The sequence below is a fragment of the Fuscovulum blasticum DSM 2131 genome (assembly GCF_003034965.1).
Lineage (GTDB): Bacteria > Pseudomonadota > Alphaproteobacteria > Rhodobacterales > Rhodobacteraceae > Pseudogemmobacter > Pseudogemmobacter blasticus.
Genome location: NZ_PZKE01000016.1, coordinates 1 through 14,789 on the forward strand (window position 1 = coordinate 1; position 14,789 = coordinate 14,789).

Consider the following 14,789-nt stretch of genomic DNA (forward strand, 5'->3'; position numbering starts at 1 on the left):
AGCGCGTCAGCGGTCAGCGCGGGCATCGGCCAGGGCAGCCGGTTGATTCCGGTGGACAGGTCCACCCAGGGGCCAGTGCCGCCGAACCGCGCCTTGGCCGCATCCAGATTTCCACCGTGATCGCGCATCAGTGCCCCTGTCCGCCAATGGTGAAGCGGGTGATCCCGCCAAAACCGGCCGCGCGCAAGGCCGCCTCGGCCCCTGGCGGCACGCCACGCGGCCCGAACAGAAGCGCCCGCGCCGAGCCGGTATGCGCCGCAGACCAGCCCAAGGCGCCCAATCGCAGGGCCAGCGCCGCCGTCGGATCTTCGGCGGGGCCGCGCAGCGCCAGGCAGCGCGCGGCGGACTGGCTGGCCAACCGTGCCAGCGCGGGCAGATCGCCCGATGCCGCCCCCCAGCCCTGCACCAGATCGGTGATGTCGGGAAACGCCATATCGCGCGGATCAGTGCGGCGGGGCGGGCCGAAGAAGCCGCCGATCACGGCCATGCGCGGCAGGGCTGGCCCCCGCGCCAGCACATGCCCCTCGCGCGAGGCCCAAAGCAGCCGTTCGGGCGCGTCGAACATCAGCGGGTCCGATGCGCCTTCACTGGCAAAGCAGGCCGCCGCGATGCGCAATGGATCGGTTTCGCCCGCCGCCCGCAGCAGCGCGACCCGTACCGCGGTCGAGGCGCCGGCCCCCGCCCCCAGCGGCATCGTGCAGCGCAGAACGTAGCGACCGCGTAACGGACGGCCGACCGAGGCCAGCAGCCGCCGCGCCGCCGACAGCGAAAGCGGCGCGGCGCAGGCGGGCCGGTGCAGGCCGAACGGGCCCGGTCCGCAGGACACCTGCGCAACCAGCACCGGGCATGGCAGCGTGATCAGCGCCACGCGCCCCGCCGGCCCAAGCCGGCCTTGCAGCAGTTCGCCGAAATGTCCGGCAACGGTGATCGGTTCGCGCATGGCCATGGCCGCGCCTCTTAGGCCCACGGCGCGGCGCGGCCAAGCCCATGCCTGCGCGTCAGAACGCCCGATCAGGCCGCCGGCATCCGCGCCTCGGCCATGCCCGCATACCAGCTTGCCCCGAACGGAATCGCATTGTCGTCGAAGTTGTAGGCCGGGTGGTGGACGCTGGCCGTATCGCCGTTGCCAAGGAAGATATAGGCACCCGGCCGCGCGTTCAGCATGAAGCTGAAGTCTTCGGCCCCCATCAGCGGCGGCGTGTCGGGATCGACCTGCCCCGACACGGCCCGGGCCACCTCGACCGCATAGGCGGTATTCTCGGGGGCGTTGACGGTGACGGGATAGCCCCGGGTATAGGCCACCTCGGCCCGTGCGCCCAGGGCCAGCGCCGTGCCTTCGACAATCTGGCCCAGCCGGGTTTCCACGAAATCCTGCACCTTGGGGTCAAGCGTCCGCACCGTGCCGCGCATCTTCACCGTCTGCGGAATCACGTTATGCGCCGGGCTGTCGGTTTCCACCGTGCAGACCGAGACGACAACCTGCTTCATCGGGTCCACGTTGCGGCTTGCGATGGTTTGCAGCGCCACCACGATATGGGCGGCAACAACGGTGGAGTCGATACATTCATGCGGCTTGGCGGCATGGCCGCCCTTGCCGGTGACGGTGATCTCGAACTGGTCGGCGGCGGCCATGAGCGAGCCGGGGCGAATGGCGAAATGACCGACCGGGATGCCCGGCATGTTGTGCATCCCGTACACCTCCTGCACGTTCCAGCGGTCCATCATGCCATCTGCCACCATTTCGCGGCCCCCGCCGCCGCCCTCTTCGGCGGGCTGGAAGATGCAGACGACCGTGCCATCGAAATTGCGTGTCTCGGCCAGATAGCGGGCCGCGCCCAGCAGCATGGCGGTATGGCCGTCATGGCCGCAGGCGTGCATCTTGCCCGGCGTTTTTGAGGCATAGGGCAAGCCGGTCTGTTCAATGATCGGCAGCGCGTCCATATCCGCCCGCAGGCCGATGACGCGGCCCTTGCTGTCGGTTTTCCCCTTGATCACCGCCACCACGCCGGTGCGCCCCACACCTTCGACCACCTCGTCGCAGCCGAACCCCCGGCACAACTCGGCCACGCGGGCGGCGGTGCGATGCACATCGAACTGAAGTTCGGGATGTTCGTGAAAGTCGCGGCGCCAGGCGGTGATTTCGGGCAGCAGTTCGGCGAAACGGTTCTTGACGGGCATGGGGCGTGTCTCCTTTTGCAGGGCAAGGTTGAACCGGCCACAGCCCCACGGCAAGGGGGGAAGCCGCAAAATCCGGGGCGCGCAGCGGCCCGGGCCACTGCCGTGTTACAGACTGGGCCCTGGTGCCAGCTTCGTACCGTCGGAAAAGCGCGAGAAGCGGAAGCGCGACAGATCGTGGCCGGGGGCATCGCCGGCCACAAGGCTGGCCACCACGCGCCCCATGCCGGGGCCGATGCCGAAACCATGCCCGCTCATCCCCGTGGCAACCGTCAGGCCGGGAATGGCGGCGATGTGGTCCACCACCGGCACCACATCGGGCATGGTGTCGATCATGCCGGCCCAGGCGGCGGTCAGGTCCGGGCGGCCCAGCGCCGGGAAGGTGCGGGCGAAATCGTCACGCAGCCGCTCCACCACGGCGGCATTGGGCGCGGGGTTCAAGATCCGCATCCGTTCGAACGGCGAAACCTCGTCGGGCGACCAGCGGCGCGGCGTGCCCCAGGCATCAGGATACCCTTTCGGCGCGAAGGGGCGGAAGCGGGTGGTGCGGAAATCCTGACGCAGCACCGGAAGGAAGCTGCGCAGGCTGGCAAAGGCATCGCGACCGGGGAAGAAATCATGGTGATCCGAGGGCGCGATCGAATAGCCGCCATCGGCCCTGCGGCGGAAGGCAAAGCGGGAATCGCAGGCTGCGCCGTCAAACACCATCGGCAGCGGCGCCGTGGCGGCAACCGAGGCCAGCACCGCAAGTTGCGGAATCTTCACCCCATGCGCGCCAAGGAACAGCCGCGACCAGGCGCCTGCGGCGACCAGCACCCGGCCCGCCCGGATACGGCCCCGTTCGGTGACAACCCCCGCCACCCGGCCGGCCGCGATGTCCAGCGCGCGGACGGCGCAGTTTTCCACGATGGTCACGCCCCGCCGCACCGCGCCTTCGGCCAGCAGCGGCACCGCCGCCCAAGGCTCGGCCCGGGCGTCCGAGGCCGTCCAGAGTCCGCCCTTCCAGCCTGCCGCCGCCTGCGGGATCATCGCGGCCACCTCTTCACGGCTCAGGATGCGGCTGTCCACGTCATGGGCGCGGGCATGGGTCAACCAGCCCTCATACCCGGCCATCTCTTCGGCGGTGTCGGCAAGATAAAGAACGCCGGTCTGCCGGAAGCCCAAGCCCTGCCCCAGTTCCTGCGCAAGCGATTTCCAGAGGCGCAGCGATTCCACCATGATCGGCAATTCGCCCGGATCGCGGCCCTGCTGGCGCACCCAGCCCCAGTTGCGGCTGGACTGTTCTCCGGCGATGCGGCCCTTTTCGCACAGCGTCACGCTCAGCCCGCGCTCGGCCAGGAACCAGGCCGTCATCACCCCCACGACGCCGCCGCCGATGATGACGACATCGGCGGCGGCGGGCAGCGGGCCCGGAAAGCGGACGGGGCTTGCGTCGTGGATGGGAAAGGTCATGCGCAGGCCAGAAGCAGGCGGTCCATGAAATCCTTGCCGGCCTCGAACTCGGACAGTTCCAGATATTCATCGGGCTGGTGGGCCTGGGCAATGTCGCCCGGACCACAGACCACGGCGGAATACCCCTCGGCCTGAAACTGCCCCGCCTCGGTGCCGTAACTGACCACGCCCGTGGCATTGTCGCCGGTCAGGCTGCGAACAAGCATTTCCGCCTCGCCCCCGTCTTCCGGCTTGAGCGCGGGCACATTGAAAAACCTTTCCACAGAAACGCCGGCCTCGGGACGGCGGGACTTCAGCGTGGCGTGCAGGTCTTCTGCCCGGTCGGTGAACGCACCAGCATGGGCTTCAAGGTCTTCGTCCGGCACAACGCGCATTTCCACCGCGAAGCGGCAATCTGCGGCGGTGATGTTATGCGCCGTGCCGCCGTGGATCTGGCCGATGTGCAGGGTGGTGAAGGGCGGGCGGAACTGGCCGGCAACCGGGCTGGGCACCGCGGCCTGGATTTCGGCGTTGCGCGCATTGACCCACTGCATCAGATGCGCGCTTTCCATCACCGCGCTGACACCTTCGGGCAGGAGCGAGGAGTGAACCTCGAAGCCCTTGACATGAACATGGAAGCCGACGCCCCCCTTGTGGCCGGTGATCAGCTTCATCAGGCTGGGTTCGCCGATGATGGCCGCGCTGCCTTTCGGCACCACCTCCTGCATGGTGCGGATCATCGGCGGGGCGCCGGTGCAGCCGATCTCCTCATCATAGCTCAGCGCCAGTTGCAGCGGGCGGAGCGTTCCGTTGCGCGCCGCGCGGGCCACGGCCCAGGCGGCAAGGGCGACAAAGCCCTTCATGTCGCAGGTTCCGCGCCCATAAAGCCGCCCGTCCCGTTCGGTCACGGTCCAGGGGTCCGAGGTCCAGGGCTGGCCTTCGACGGGCACGACATCGGAATGACCCGACAGCACAACGGCCCCCGGAACCCACGGTCCGGCGTGCGCGATCAGCGCGGCCTTGGTGTGATCTTCGTTCCAGTGCCGGAAGCAGCGCGCCCCTTGCGCGGTCAGATAGCCTTCCAGCCAGTCGACCAGCGCGAGATTCGAGCTTGTGGACACCGTGGGAAACGCAACCAACTGGTCAAGAATCTGACGTGGCGTCAGCTCATCCATCCTGAGACTCCCATATATGGTGGTCACCCTCGCCAGCGGGAATGGAAGTGTCAATATCTGGCATTGTGCAGGGCAAACCTTGCAAAACGCCCGCAATCAATGCTGGAAACGTTCCCCGAAAACGGGATTGATACCAATTCGAAAATCGGGAAAGGTTGGCGGAACGGGCGATGCCCTACCGCATTGCCCTGCCGAAAAACGATATAAAAAACAATAACAAGACGTGTCTGGGGAGTTGTCCATGCCCAATGGGGCGAAGCCTGTCCTTCAAGTCAGGGGCCTCAAGACCGTGTTCCGCACCCGGACGGGTGAGGTTCATGCGGTAAACAACGTGAGCTTTCACCTTCAACGTGGTGAGCTTTTGGGCGTTGTGGGGGAAAGCGGCTCCGGCAAGTCGGTCACCATGATGTCGCTCCTGCGTCTTCTGCCGGCGCCGCCTGCCGAAATTCGGGCGGGCGAGGTGCTGCTGAACGGGCGCGACCTCTTGCAGATGGGGGCAGACGAACTGCGCGATGTGCGTGGCGGCAAGGTGGGGTTCGTCTTTCAAGACCCGATGACCAGCCTGAACCCGGTGTTCACCGTGGGAATGCAGATCACCGAGGCCCTGCGCAAGCATATGGGCCTGAGCAAGGCAGCAGCCGAAACGCGGGCGGTGGAACTGCTGCAACTGGTGGGTATCCCCGATGCCCGCAAGCGGCTGAAGGCCTTTCCCCATCAGTTTTCCGGCGGGATGCGGCAGCGGGTGATGATCGCCATCGCGCTGGCCTGCGACCCGGATGTTCTGATCGCGGACGAACCGACCACGGCGCTGGATGTCACGATCCAGGCGCAGATTCTGGAACTGGTCAAGGAACTGCGCGCCAAGCTGGGCATGGCCATCATCTGGATCACCCATGATCTGGGCGTGATCGCCGGCATCGCGGACCGGGTGATGGTGATGTATGGCGGGCAGGTGGTGGAACAGGCGCCTGTGCGTGAGCTGTTCGCCAACCCGCAGCACCCCTATACCCGCGCGCTGCTGAAGACGATTCCCAAGATCAGCGGCGAACGCGAGGCCCGGCTGAAGGTGATCGAGGGGCAGCCGCCCATGCTGTCGGCCGCACCTTCGGCCTGCCCGTTCCGCGAACGCTGCGAATACCGGCACGACCGCTGCAATGCCGAAAACCCGCTGCGCCGCGCGGTGGACGGGCGCGAGGTGGGTCAGGGCCATGACGTGGCCTGTCACTGGCAGGCCCCTGCCCCCGCTGCACGGGAGACCGCCCATGCTTGACGCATCCCGGCAACCTGAACCGCTGGTGCGGGTGGAAGGGCTGAAAATGCACTTCCCGATCTACACCGGCCTGTTCCGCAGCCATACCGGCGACGTGAAGGCGGTGGACGGGGTGAGCTTCGACATCCTTCCTGGCGAAACGCTGGGGCTGGTGGGCGAATCCGGTTGCGGAAAATCGACCGTGGGCCGCGCGCTGCTGCGGCTGTACGAGCCGACCGCCGGCCGCGTCATCATCGACGGTGAGGATGTGGCGCATCTGTCGGCCGAAAAGCTGCGCCAGAAGCGGCCGACCATGCAGATGGTGTTCCAGGACCCGCAGGCCAGCCTGAACCCGCGGATGACACTGGCCGGCATCATAGGTGAGCCGCTTGACGAACACACCAGCATGAGCCGCGCCGAAAAGACCCAGCGGATCTATGAGCTGATGGATCAGGTCGGGCTGAACCGCCGCTTCGCCAACCGCTATCCGCACGAATTCAGCGGTGGACAACGGCAGCGCATCGGCATTGCCCGCGCGCTGGCGCTGAACCCCAAGTTCATTGTCTGCGACGAACCCATTGCCGCGCTGGACGTGTCGATCCAGGCGCAGGTGGTGAACCTGCTGGAAGACCTGCAGGAACGGCTGGGGCTGACCTATCTGTTCATCAGCCATGACCTGTCGATGGTGCGCCACCTGGCCGACCGCGTGGCGGTCATGTATCTGGGCCGCATCGCCGAGCTGTCGCCTTCGAAAGACCTGTATTCCCGTCCGCTGCACCCCTATGCCGAGGCGCTGCTTTCGGCGGTGAACGAGCCTGATCCCGAACTGGCCGCGCGGCGCAACCGCATCATTCTCAAGGGCGATGTGCCATCGCCCGCCAATCCGCCGCAAGGCTGCAATTTCTGCACCCGCTGCCCCAGGGTCTTTGACCTGTGCCGGCAAGTGAAGCCCGATCTGCAAGAGGTGGAGCCCGGGCGTTTCGTCGCCTGCCACCTGTTCAGCGACAAGACGACCGCTGGGACAACCGGCGTGCCCGAGGCAAGAATCGAGCACAACCAACAAGGAGCTTCGAAATGAAGATGAGAACCGCCCTTCTGGGCGCTGCCGCACTTGTGGCCTTTGCGCCCGCCGCCTTTGCGGAGCGCGGTGCCGATGGCCATGTGAACGTGCTCTATTGGCAGGCGCCTTCGACCCTGAACGCCTATCTTTCGTCCGGCACCAAGGACGTTGAAGTCGGCTCGCTGGTGCTGGAAGGCCTGGCTGGCTTCAACGAGAAGGGCGAAGTCATTCCCCGTCTCGTGGAAAGCATCCCGACCGTCGAAAACGGCGGCGTGTCCGCAGACCTGAAGCAGATCACCTGGAAGCTGAAGCCGGGCCTGCTGTGGTCGGACGGCACCGCCGTCACCTCGAAGGATGCCAAGTTCACCTACGAATACTGCACCCATCCCGACGGTGGCTGCGCCCAGGCTGCGCGCTATGAAGGCATCGCCTCGATCGAGACGCCCGATGACCTGACCGTGGTCATCAACTTCACCGATCCGAAGCCCAATCCCTATACCGCCTTTGTCGGCGCCACCTCGCCCATCCTGCAGGCCGCGCAATTCGCCAACTGCCTTGGCGCCGCCGCGTCGACCTGCACCGAGCAGAACTTCAAGCCCATCGGCACCGGCCCGTTCAAGGTTGTTGACTTCAAGGTCAACGACGTTGTGCAACTGGAAGCCAACCCGAACTACCGCGATCCGGCCAAGCCCGCCTTCGCCACGATGACGGTGAAGGGTGGCGGCGATGCGCAGGCCGCGGCCCGCGCCGTGATGGAAACCGGCGAGTTCGACTATGCCTGGAACACCCAGATCAACCCCGAGCAGCAGGAACAGATGGCTGCCGGCGGCAAGGGCGTGTTCCTGAACGGCTATGGCACGCTGGTCGAGCGGGTCGAGATGAACCTGACCGACCCCTCGCCCGACCTGGCCGAGGGTGAGCGTTCGACCACCAAGCATCCGCACCCGTTCCTGACCGACATCCGCGTCCGCAAGGCGCTGTCGATGGCGATTGACCGGCAAACGCTGGTGGACATCGGCTATGGCAAGGCCGGCCGCGCCACCTGCAACCTGGTGCCCGCGCCCGAGCTTTATGCCAGCGCCAACACCGACTGCATCGCGCAGGACATCGAAGGCGCCAAGGCGCTGCTGGATGAAGCCGGCTGGAAGGACACCGACGGCGACGGCATCCGCGACAAGGATGGCAAGAAGCTGCACATCCTGTATCAGACCTCGGTCAACCCGGTCCGTCAGGACTTCCAGGCCGTGATCAAGTCCTGGTGGGAATCCATCGGCGTGGAAGTCGAGCTGAAACAGGTTGACGCTTCGGTCTTCTTCGGCGGCGATGCGGGTTCGCCCGATACCTTCCAGAAGTTCTATGCCGACGTGGAAATGTACGCCAACAACTTCGACGGCACCGATCCCGAGCCCTATCTGGCGCAATACCTGTGCGACAAGATCCCGGGCCCGGACAACCAGTGGCAGGGCGAAAACATCAACCGCTTCTGCGACCCGGCCTATGACGCGCTGGTGAAGGAACTGTCGGTGACCGCCGACATGGCCAAGCGCGGCGAGATCGCCAAGAAGCTGAACGAGATGTTGACCAAGGACAGCTATGTCGTGGTTCCGCTGGTGGACCGTGGCCGTCTGTCGGCGGCGTCCAACACGCTGGGCGGCGCGGTGCTGAACACCTGGGATTCCGAGCTGTGGAATGCCTCGGACTGGTATCGCATCAAGTGATCTGACCTGATCTCCTGCGGGGTGCGGGGGAAATCCTCCGCACCCCGTGTTTCATCCTTTTCCGGCCATCCAGACTGCTGACCAGAGGCGCCGCCCATGCTGACTTATGTGCTCAGACGGCTATTCATCGCGATCCCGACGCTTCTGTTGATCAGTGTGGTGATCTTCTTTCTCGTCGATCTGGCGCCGGGCTCGCCCGCGTCGGAAATTCCTCTGACCGTGCCCCCCGAGGTGCGCGCGAAGATCCTGGAATCGCTGGGCGTGAACGCCCCCTTCCATGTGCGCTACCTGCTCTGGCTCAAGCAGTTCTTCTGGGTCGAGCCGATGTATGCCATCGACTACCTTTTCGGCACCGATTACGCACAAGGCGCGCAGCGGATCATCAGCTATTCGTCGCGCTCGCCCGTGTTCAACATCATCATCGAGCGGTTGCCGCAGACACTGACGGTGATCGGCACGGCCTATGCGGTGGCGATCCTGATCGCCCTGCCCATCGGCATCTATTCGGCCTATCGGCAATATTCCTGGGTTGACCAGCTTGGCACCTTCGTCTCGATGGTGGGCTATTCGGTACCCACCTTCTTTACCGGGGTGGTGCTGATCGTGATCTTCGCGGTCAAGCTGCAATGGTTCCCTTCGATCTATGACACAACCTTGCGCATCACCGACTGGGGCAGCCTGTGGAAGCAGATTCACCAGATGATCCTGCCGGTGGCGGTTCTCGGCCTTTACAACGCCGCCGAGATCAGCCGCTATACCCGGTCGTCGATGCTGGAAAACCTGAGCCAGGATTATGTGCGCACCGCGCGGGCCAAGGGGATGAGCGAGCGGGTGGTGGTGCTGAAACACGTCGCCCGCAACTCGATGATCCCCGTCGTGACGATCATCGCGCTGGGGCTGCCTGGCGTCTTCGGCGGCGCCATCGTGACCGAGCAGGTGTTCAAGATCAACGGCATCGGGGCGGCGCTGATCGGCGCGATCCATGCCAATGATCTGCCGATGGTGCAAACCATCACCTTCATCACCGCGATCCTGATCGTGACCTTCAACCTGATCGCCGACATCCTGTATGGCGTCCTTGACCCGCGGATCCGCTATGACTGACGCGACGCAAGTGATCGAGGCCCCGCGCAGCCAATGGCGCGATGTCTGGGACCAGTTCCGCCACCACAAGGGGGCGATGGCCGGTCTGTGCGTGCTGTTGCTGATCGTGGCCTTCGTGGTGATCGGCCCCTTCGTCTGGCGCGTCGATGGCACCTACATTGACCCGGACGCCGCCAAGATGATCCTGGGCCGCAACAAGCCGCCAAGCTGGGCGCACCCGCTGGGCACCGATCAGGTGGGCCGGGACATGCTGGCCCGCATGATGCTGGGCGGCAAGGTCAGCCTGGCGGTGGGGCTGGTGGCCATGCTGGTGTCGATCTTCATCGGCACCACGGTGGGCGTACTGTCAGGCTATTTCCGCCGGCTGGACGGGCTGCTGATGCGGATGACAGACCTTTTCCTGTCGCTGCCGCTGCTGCCGCTGCTGCTGGTGCTGATGTTCCTTTACGGCAATCTGGTGAAGCGCGCCTTCGGGCCCGAGCTGGGCACCTTCCTTCTGGTGGTGCTGGGGATCGGGCTGACAAGCTGGATGCATTCGGCCCGGATCGTGCGCGGCAGCGTGCTGGCGCTGAAGGAACGCGAATTCGTGCTGGCGGCGCGGTCGATCGGCACGCCCGCACGGCGGATCATCCTGCGCCACATCCTGCCGAACGTGGTTTCGGCGGTGATGGTGGCGGCAACGCTGGGCATTGCCGGCGCGATCATCACCGAATCCGTGCTGTCCTTCCTGGGGCTGGGCTTCCCGCCCGACTTTCCCACCTGGGGCGGCCTGCTGAACGAAGGCTACGTCAGCCTGACCACCTATCCCAGCCGGGTGATCTGGCCGGGCATCGCGATCTCGCTGACGGTGCTCAGTGTGAACTACATCGGTGACGGTCTGCGCGACGCGCTGGACCCGCGAATCCGGGGGCGCTGAGGCGCGCCCCCCCTTTCGGCCCCTGCCCCGCCGGTTCAGTCGTCGTCGTGCAGGTGGTCGCGGATGCGGCGCACCATCAGCCAGACGCCCAGGATCACCGGCAGCACCAGAAGCGCCGTCAGCATTTCCTTCGACAGCCCAGCCAGCTTGCCCAGCGGATAGGCGGCATAGGCAAGCAGGCTGACCGCGTAATAGCTGATCGCCACCACCGACAGGCCTTCGACCGTGCGTTGCAGCCGCAGTTGCAGGTCGGACCGGCGGTCCATGCTTTTCAGCAGTTGCTGGCTGCGGGCGCTGCGTTCCACATCCACCCGCGTCCGCAGCAGTTCCGCCGCCCGCTGCGCCCGTTCCGCCATCGCGCCAAGGCGGCGTTCGGTGGCGCGCACGGTGCGCATAGCCGGATCATAGCGGCGCATCATGAATTCGGCGAAGGTCTGCTTGCCTTCGATCCGCTCTTCGCGAAGGGCCTGAATCCGCTGGGTCAGGATCGCCTCATAGGCCGCCGTCCCGGCGAAGCGGAAGGTGTATTTCACCGCAAGGCTTTCCAGTTCCGCGGAAATACCCAGCAGATCATGCAACGCCGCCTCAGGAGAGGGTTCGGCGTGATCCAGCCCCAGCACCAGACCCGACAGCTTGGGATCAAGCGCGTTCAGCGATGAGGTCAGGCTGCGGGCCTGCAAGAGACCCAGCATCGACACCGCGCGATAGGTTTCAATCTCGCACAGGCGCTGGACGATGCGGCCGACGCGGCGGCCGCTGGTGCCCGGCCGCACGAAGACGGCAAAGCGGATCTGGCCTGCGGCATCAATGCGGAAATCGCCCGCCACCACGGCGGTCCGATCCACCACCCAGGCCATGGCCAGGCTTTCGGGCACGAACCAGGCCTCGGCCTGACGCACCATCTCATGTTCGTCCTCGGGCATCTGTTCGACGCGGATCACCGCCGAAGTCAGCCGCTTGCCGGGGGCCTGGGCCAGCCAGTCCTCGGGGAAGACATCAACTTCGGCAGGGTCGAAGGGGCGGGCCGAAACGCCGGGGCTGAAGGCGGTATAGGTGACGAACTCGGTATGGCTTTCCCATTTCATCGAGGCGCGGCCAAGCGTGCCGAAGAAATGCGTCGCCTCGGGCGCCGGCTGCGGGCTGCCTTCGCGGGCAAGCAGGTCCAGAAGATGTATCCGGTCCAGCGCCCGGTCACGCCCGGCGGCATTGCCCGGCTGCTTGATCGCCAGCAGCACCGCCGTGCAGGGCACGGTCAGCGACGGGAACGGCCGCGCGTGCAACTCGTTCACGGTGGCATAGCGTTGCGGGTGATCCTCGATCGGAGGCATGTCGGTCTTCCTTGCGGCTGTGCAGCATGAGGTAGGGGCGCACCCGCACGGGGACCAGAGCTTTCTTGGAATACAAGGGTATGCAGCAACGGTGTTGCCGGTTTGCCCCGCCCTGGCGGGTGGGAAGTGCCGTGAAATCAGGCGGCCATAAAACCGCGCCGATGCCTTGCCTAGCTGCGAATGGTGCCGTTGCCGGTGACCAGATACTTGAAGCTGCACAGTTGTTCGGCCCCCACCGGGCCGCGCGCATGAAGTTTGCCGGTGGCGATGCCAATCTCGGCCCCCATGCCGAATTCGCCGCCATCGGCGAACTGGGTGCTGGCGTTGCGCATCAGGATGGCGCTGTCCAACCGTTCGAAGAACCGCGCGGCGGTGGCGTCGTTCTCGGTCAGGATCGCCTCGGTGTGCTGGCTGCCGTATTTGCGGATATGGGCAATCGCCTCATCCACGCCATCCACCAGTTTCGCGGCGATGATCATGTCCAGGAATTCGCGGCCAAAATCGTCGGGCGCGGCCTTGACGGTGCCGGGGATCTTGAGCAGTTCGCCCTCGGTCCGCACTTCGACCCCGGCTTTGAGCAGATCTTCGATCAGCACGGAGCCATGCTGGGTGTAGAACCGCCAGTCGATCAGCAGACATTCTGCCGAGCCGCAGATGCCGGTGCGGCGCGTCTTGGCGTTCAGCACCACGCGGCGGGCTTTTTCCAGATCGGCGTCCTTGTCGGCATAGACATGGCAGATGCCTTCCAGATGCGCGAACACGGGGACCCGCGCCTCGCGCTGCACCAGCCCGACCAGACCCTTGCCGCCCCGGGGAACTATCACGTCGATATAGTCCGTGGCGCGCAGCATCGCGGTCACCATCTCGCGGTCGCGGGTGGGAACAAGCTGGATCGCCGCTTCGGGCAGGCCGGCTTCGCGCAGGCCCTGTTGCAGGCAATCATGGATCGCCTCGGACGAATGGAAGCTTTCGCTGCCGCCGCGCAGGATGACGACATTGCCCGATTGCAGGCACAGGGCGCCTGCGTCGGCGGTCACGTTGGGCCGGCTTTCGTAAATCACGCCAACCACCCCCAGTGGCGTGGCGACACGCTGGATATGCAGGCCGTTGGGCCGGTCCCATTCGGCCAGAACGCGGCCGACCGGGTCTTTCTGCGCCGCGACGGCCAGAAGCCCGTCCACGATGCCGCGCAGGCGGTGCGAATCCAGCTTCAGCCGGTCCATCATCGCGGGCGACAGACCCTTGTCGCGGCCATAGTCCAGATCAAGGCAGTTGGCGTCCAGGATTTCCTGTTCGCGGTCGCGCACCGCGGCGGCCGCCGAAACCAGCGCCGCCGACTTGCGTTCGGACGAGGCAAAGGCCAGTTCGGCCGCCGCTGCACGCGCCTTGGCGCCGATTTCCGCCATCAGGTCTGCGAATTGCCCGTCCATCGCCGCACTCCCCGGCCTGATCGTCTGGCCGCAAAAATCTTCGAAGATTTTTGCAAATTCCTTCGAAGGAATTTGCCCTTCACACCACCATGTCGTCCCGATGCACCAGCGCCGCACGGCCCTGATAGCCCAGGATCGCCTCGATCTCGCCCGAGCGGTGACCGGCGATCTGTTTCGCCTCGGCACTGGTATAGCGCACCAGCCCCTTGCCCAGCACCGCCCCTTCCGGTGACAGGATCGCCACGGGTTCCCCCCGGCCGAAGGTTCCGGTGACGCGCGTCACCCCGGCGGGCAACAGGCTTTTGCCGGCGCGCAGGGCCGTCACGGCGCCGGCGTCCAGCAGCAATTCGCCCTTGGGCTTCATCGCGTTGATCCAGCGTTTGCGGGCAAGCTGCGGATCGGCGCCAGCTACAAACCAGGTGCGATTGGCGCCCTGCGCCAGCGCGGTCAGCGGCCGCAGGGTCGAGCCTTCCATGACCGCCATGGCGCAGCCTCCGGCAACCGCCGTCTTGGCCGCCAGCAGCTTGGTTTTCATGCCGCCCTTGGACAGGCCGGAAATCGGGTCGCCCGCCATCGCCTCGATCTCGGGGGTGATGGTGTCAACCAGATCGAAGCGGGTCGCGGTCGGGTCTTCCTTGGGATTGGCGGTGTAGAACCCGTCCACATCGCTGAGCAGGATCAACTGATCGGCGCCCACCGTCACCGCGATCTGGGCGGCCAGACGGTCGTTGTCGCCGAAGCGAATTTCATCGGTGGCCACCGTGTCGTTTTCGTTCACGATCGGCACGACACCCAGGCCCAGCAGCGTTTCCATCGTGGCCCGGCTGTTCAGGTAACGGCGGCGGTCCTCGGTGTCTTCCAGCGTCACCAGCACCTGCGCGGTGGTGATGCCATGCGGGGCCAGCACTTCCTCATAGGCGCGGGCCAGGCGGATCTGGCCCACGGCCGCCGCGGCCTGGCTTTGCTCCAGCGTCAGCACGCCTTCGGGCAGACCCAGCACCTTGCGCCCCAGCGCAATTGACCCCGACGAGACCAGAACCACATCGGTGCCGCGCACCTTGGCCTCGGCCACGTCCATCGCCAGCGCCGAAAGCCAGCCCTGTTTCAGCCCGCTCTTGCGGTCCACCAGCAGGGCCGAGCCGATCTTGACCACCAGCCGCCGCGCCGCCCGTACATCGGGCGACTGGGGGGCGGACATGCGGG

At 65.8% G+C, this 14,789-nt stretch carries 12 protein-coding genes and 1 pseudogene; 5 read left to right on the plus strand and 8 right to left on the minus strand.

Annotated features, from left to right (window positions below; genetic code table 11):
* The 5 genes and pseudogenes from C5F44_RS18175 to argE form a co-directional block, all read right to left on the minus strand.
* Positions 1-128 (minus strand): annotated as a pseudogene (locus C5F44_RS18175) (threonine-phosphate decarboxylase); the annotation flags it as partial.
* A complete protein-coding gene (locus tag C5F44_RS14460; protein ID WP_181318282.1) occupies positions 128-946 on the minus strand; it encodes a propanediol utilization protein in 819 nt (272 codons plus the stop codon). The gene C5F44_RS14460 and the pseudogene C5F44_RS18175, both read right to left, overlap by 1 nt.
* Before the next feature lie 65 nt (positions 947-1,011).
* Entirely contained in the window at positions 1,012-2,178 is a 1,167-nt protein-coding gene (locus C5F44_RS14465; protein WP_107674259.1) for a M20 aminoacylase family protein, read from the minus strand.
* Between the two features lie 105 nt (positions 2,179-2,283).
* The gene (locus C5F44_RS14470; protein WP_107674260.1) at positions 2,284-3,627 is read right to left on the minus strand and encodes an NAD(P)/FAD-dependent oxidoreductase; all 1,344 of its coding nucleotides are present in this window, start codon (positions 3,625-3,627) and stop codon (positions 2,284-2,286) included.
* Positions 3,624-4,781: an acetylornithine deacetylase gene (gene argE / locus C5F44_RS14475; RefSeq protein ID WP_107674261.1), complete on the minus strand. Its 1,158-nt coding sequence runs from the start codon at positions 4,779-4,781 to the stop codon at positions 3,624-3,626. The genes C5F44_RS14470 and argE overlap by 4 nt, the downstream gene beginning before the upstream one ends.
* Positions 4,782-5,022: 241 nt before the next feature.
* Here argE and C5F44_RS14480 point away from each other — a divergent pair, with 241 nt between their 5' ends.
* The 5 genes from C5F44_RS14480 to C5F44_RS14500 all read left to right on the plus strand — a co-directional run bounded on the left by C5F44_RS14480 (position 5,023) and on the right by C5F44_RS14500 (position 10,828).
* Positions 5,023-6,051, plus strand: coding sequence for an ABC transporter ATP-binding protein (locus tag C5F44_RS14480; protein WP_107674262.1), 1,029 nt, complete (start codon positions 5,023-5,025; stop codon positions 6,049-6,051).
* On the plus strand, positions 6,044-7,108 hold the full coding sequence (locus tag C5F44_RS14485; protein ID WP_107674263.1) for an ABC transporter ATP-binding protein: 1,065 nt from the start codon (positions 6,044-6,046) through the stop codon (positions 7,106-7,108). The genes C5F44_RS14480 and C5F44_RS14485 overlap by 8 nt, the downstream gene beginning before the upstream one ends.
* On the plus strand, positions 7,105-8,808 hold the full coding sequence (locus C5F44_RS14490; RefSeq protein WP_107674264.1) for a peptide ABC transporter substrate-binding protein: 1,704 nt from the start codon (positions 7,105-7,107) through the stop codon (positions 8,806-8,808). The genes C5F44_RS14485 and C5F44_RS14490 overlap by 4 nt, the downstream gene beginning before the upstream one ends.
* A gap of 96 nt (positions 8,809-8,904) precedes the next feature.
* A complete protein-coding gene (locus C5F44_RS14495) occupies positions 8,905-9,912 on the plus strand; it encodes an ABC transporter permease (protein ID WP_107674265.1) in 1,008 nt (335 codons plus the stop codon).
* The gene (locus C5F44_RS14500) at positions 9,905-10,828 is read left to right on the plus strand and encodes an ABC transporter permease (protein WP_107674266.1); all 924 of its coding nucleotides are present in this window, start codon (positions 9,905-9,907) and stop codon (positions 10,826-10,828) included. The genes C5F44_RS14495 and C5F44_RS14500 overlap by 8 nt, the downstream gene beginning before the upstream one ends.
* A gap of 35 nt (positions 10,829-10,863) precedes the next feature.
* Here the strand turns inward: C5F44_RS14500 and C5F44_RS14505 are convergent, their stop codons facing one another.
* The 3 genes from C5F44_RS14505 to proB all read right to left on the minus strand — a co-directional run bounded on the left by C5F44_RS14505 (position 10,864) and on the right by proB (position 14,784).
* Positions 10,864-12,156 (minus strand): DUF3422 family protein, encoded by a 1,293-nt coding sequence (locus C5F44_RS14505; RefSeq protein WP_107674267.1) that lies wholly within the window; start codon positions 12,154-12,156, stop codon positions 10,864-10,866.
* A 170-nt stretch (positions 12,157-12,326) separates the two neighbouring features.
* A complete protein-coding gene (locus C5F44_RS14510) occupies positions 12,327-13,586 on the minus strand; it encodes a glutamate-5-semialdehyde dehydrogenase (RefSeq protein ID WP_107674268.1) in 1,260 nt (419 codons plus the stop codon).
* A gap of 79 nt (positions 13,587-13,665) precedes the next feature.
* The gene (gene proB, locus C5F44_RS14515) at positions 13,666-14,784 is read right to left on the minus strand and encodes a glutamate 5-kinase (protein WP_107674308.1); all 1,119 of its coding nucleotides are present in this window, start codon (positions 14,782-14,784) and stop codon (positions 13,666-13,668) included.
* Between the last annotated feature and the right edge of the window lie 5 nt (positions 14,785-14,789).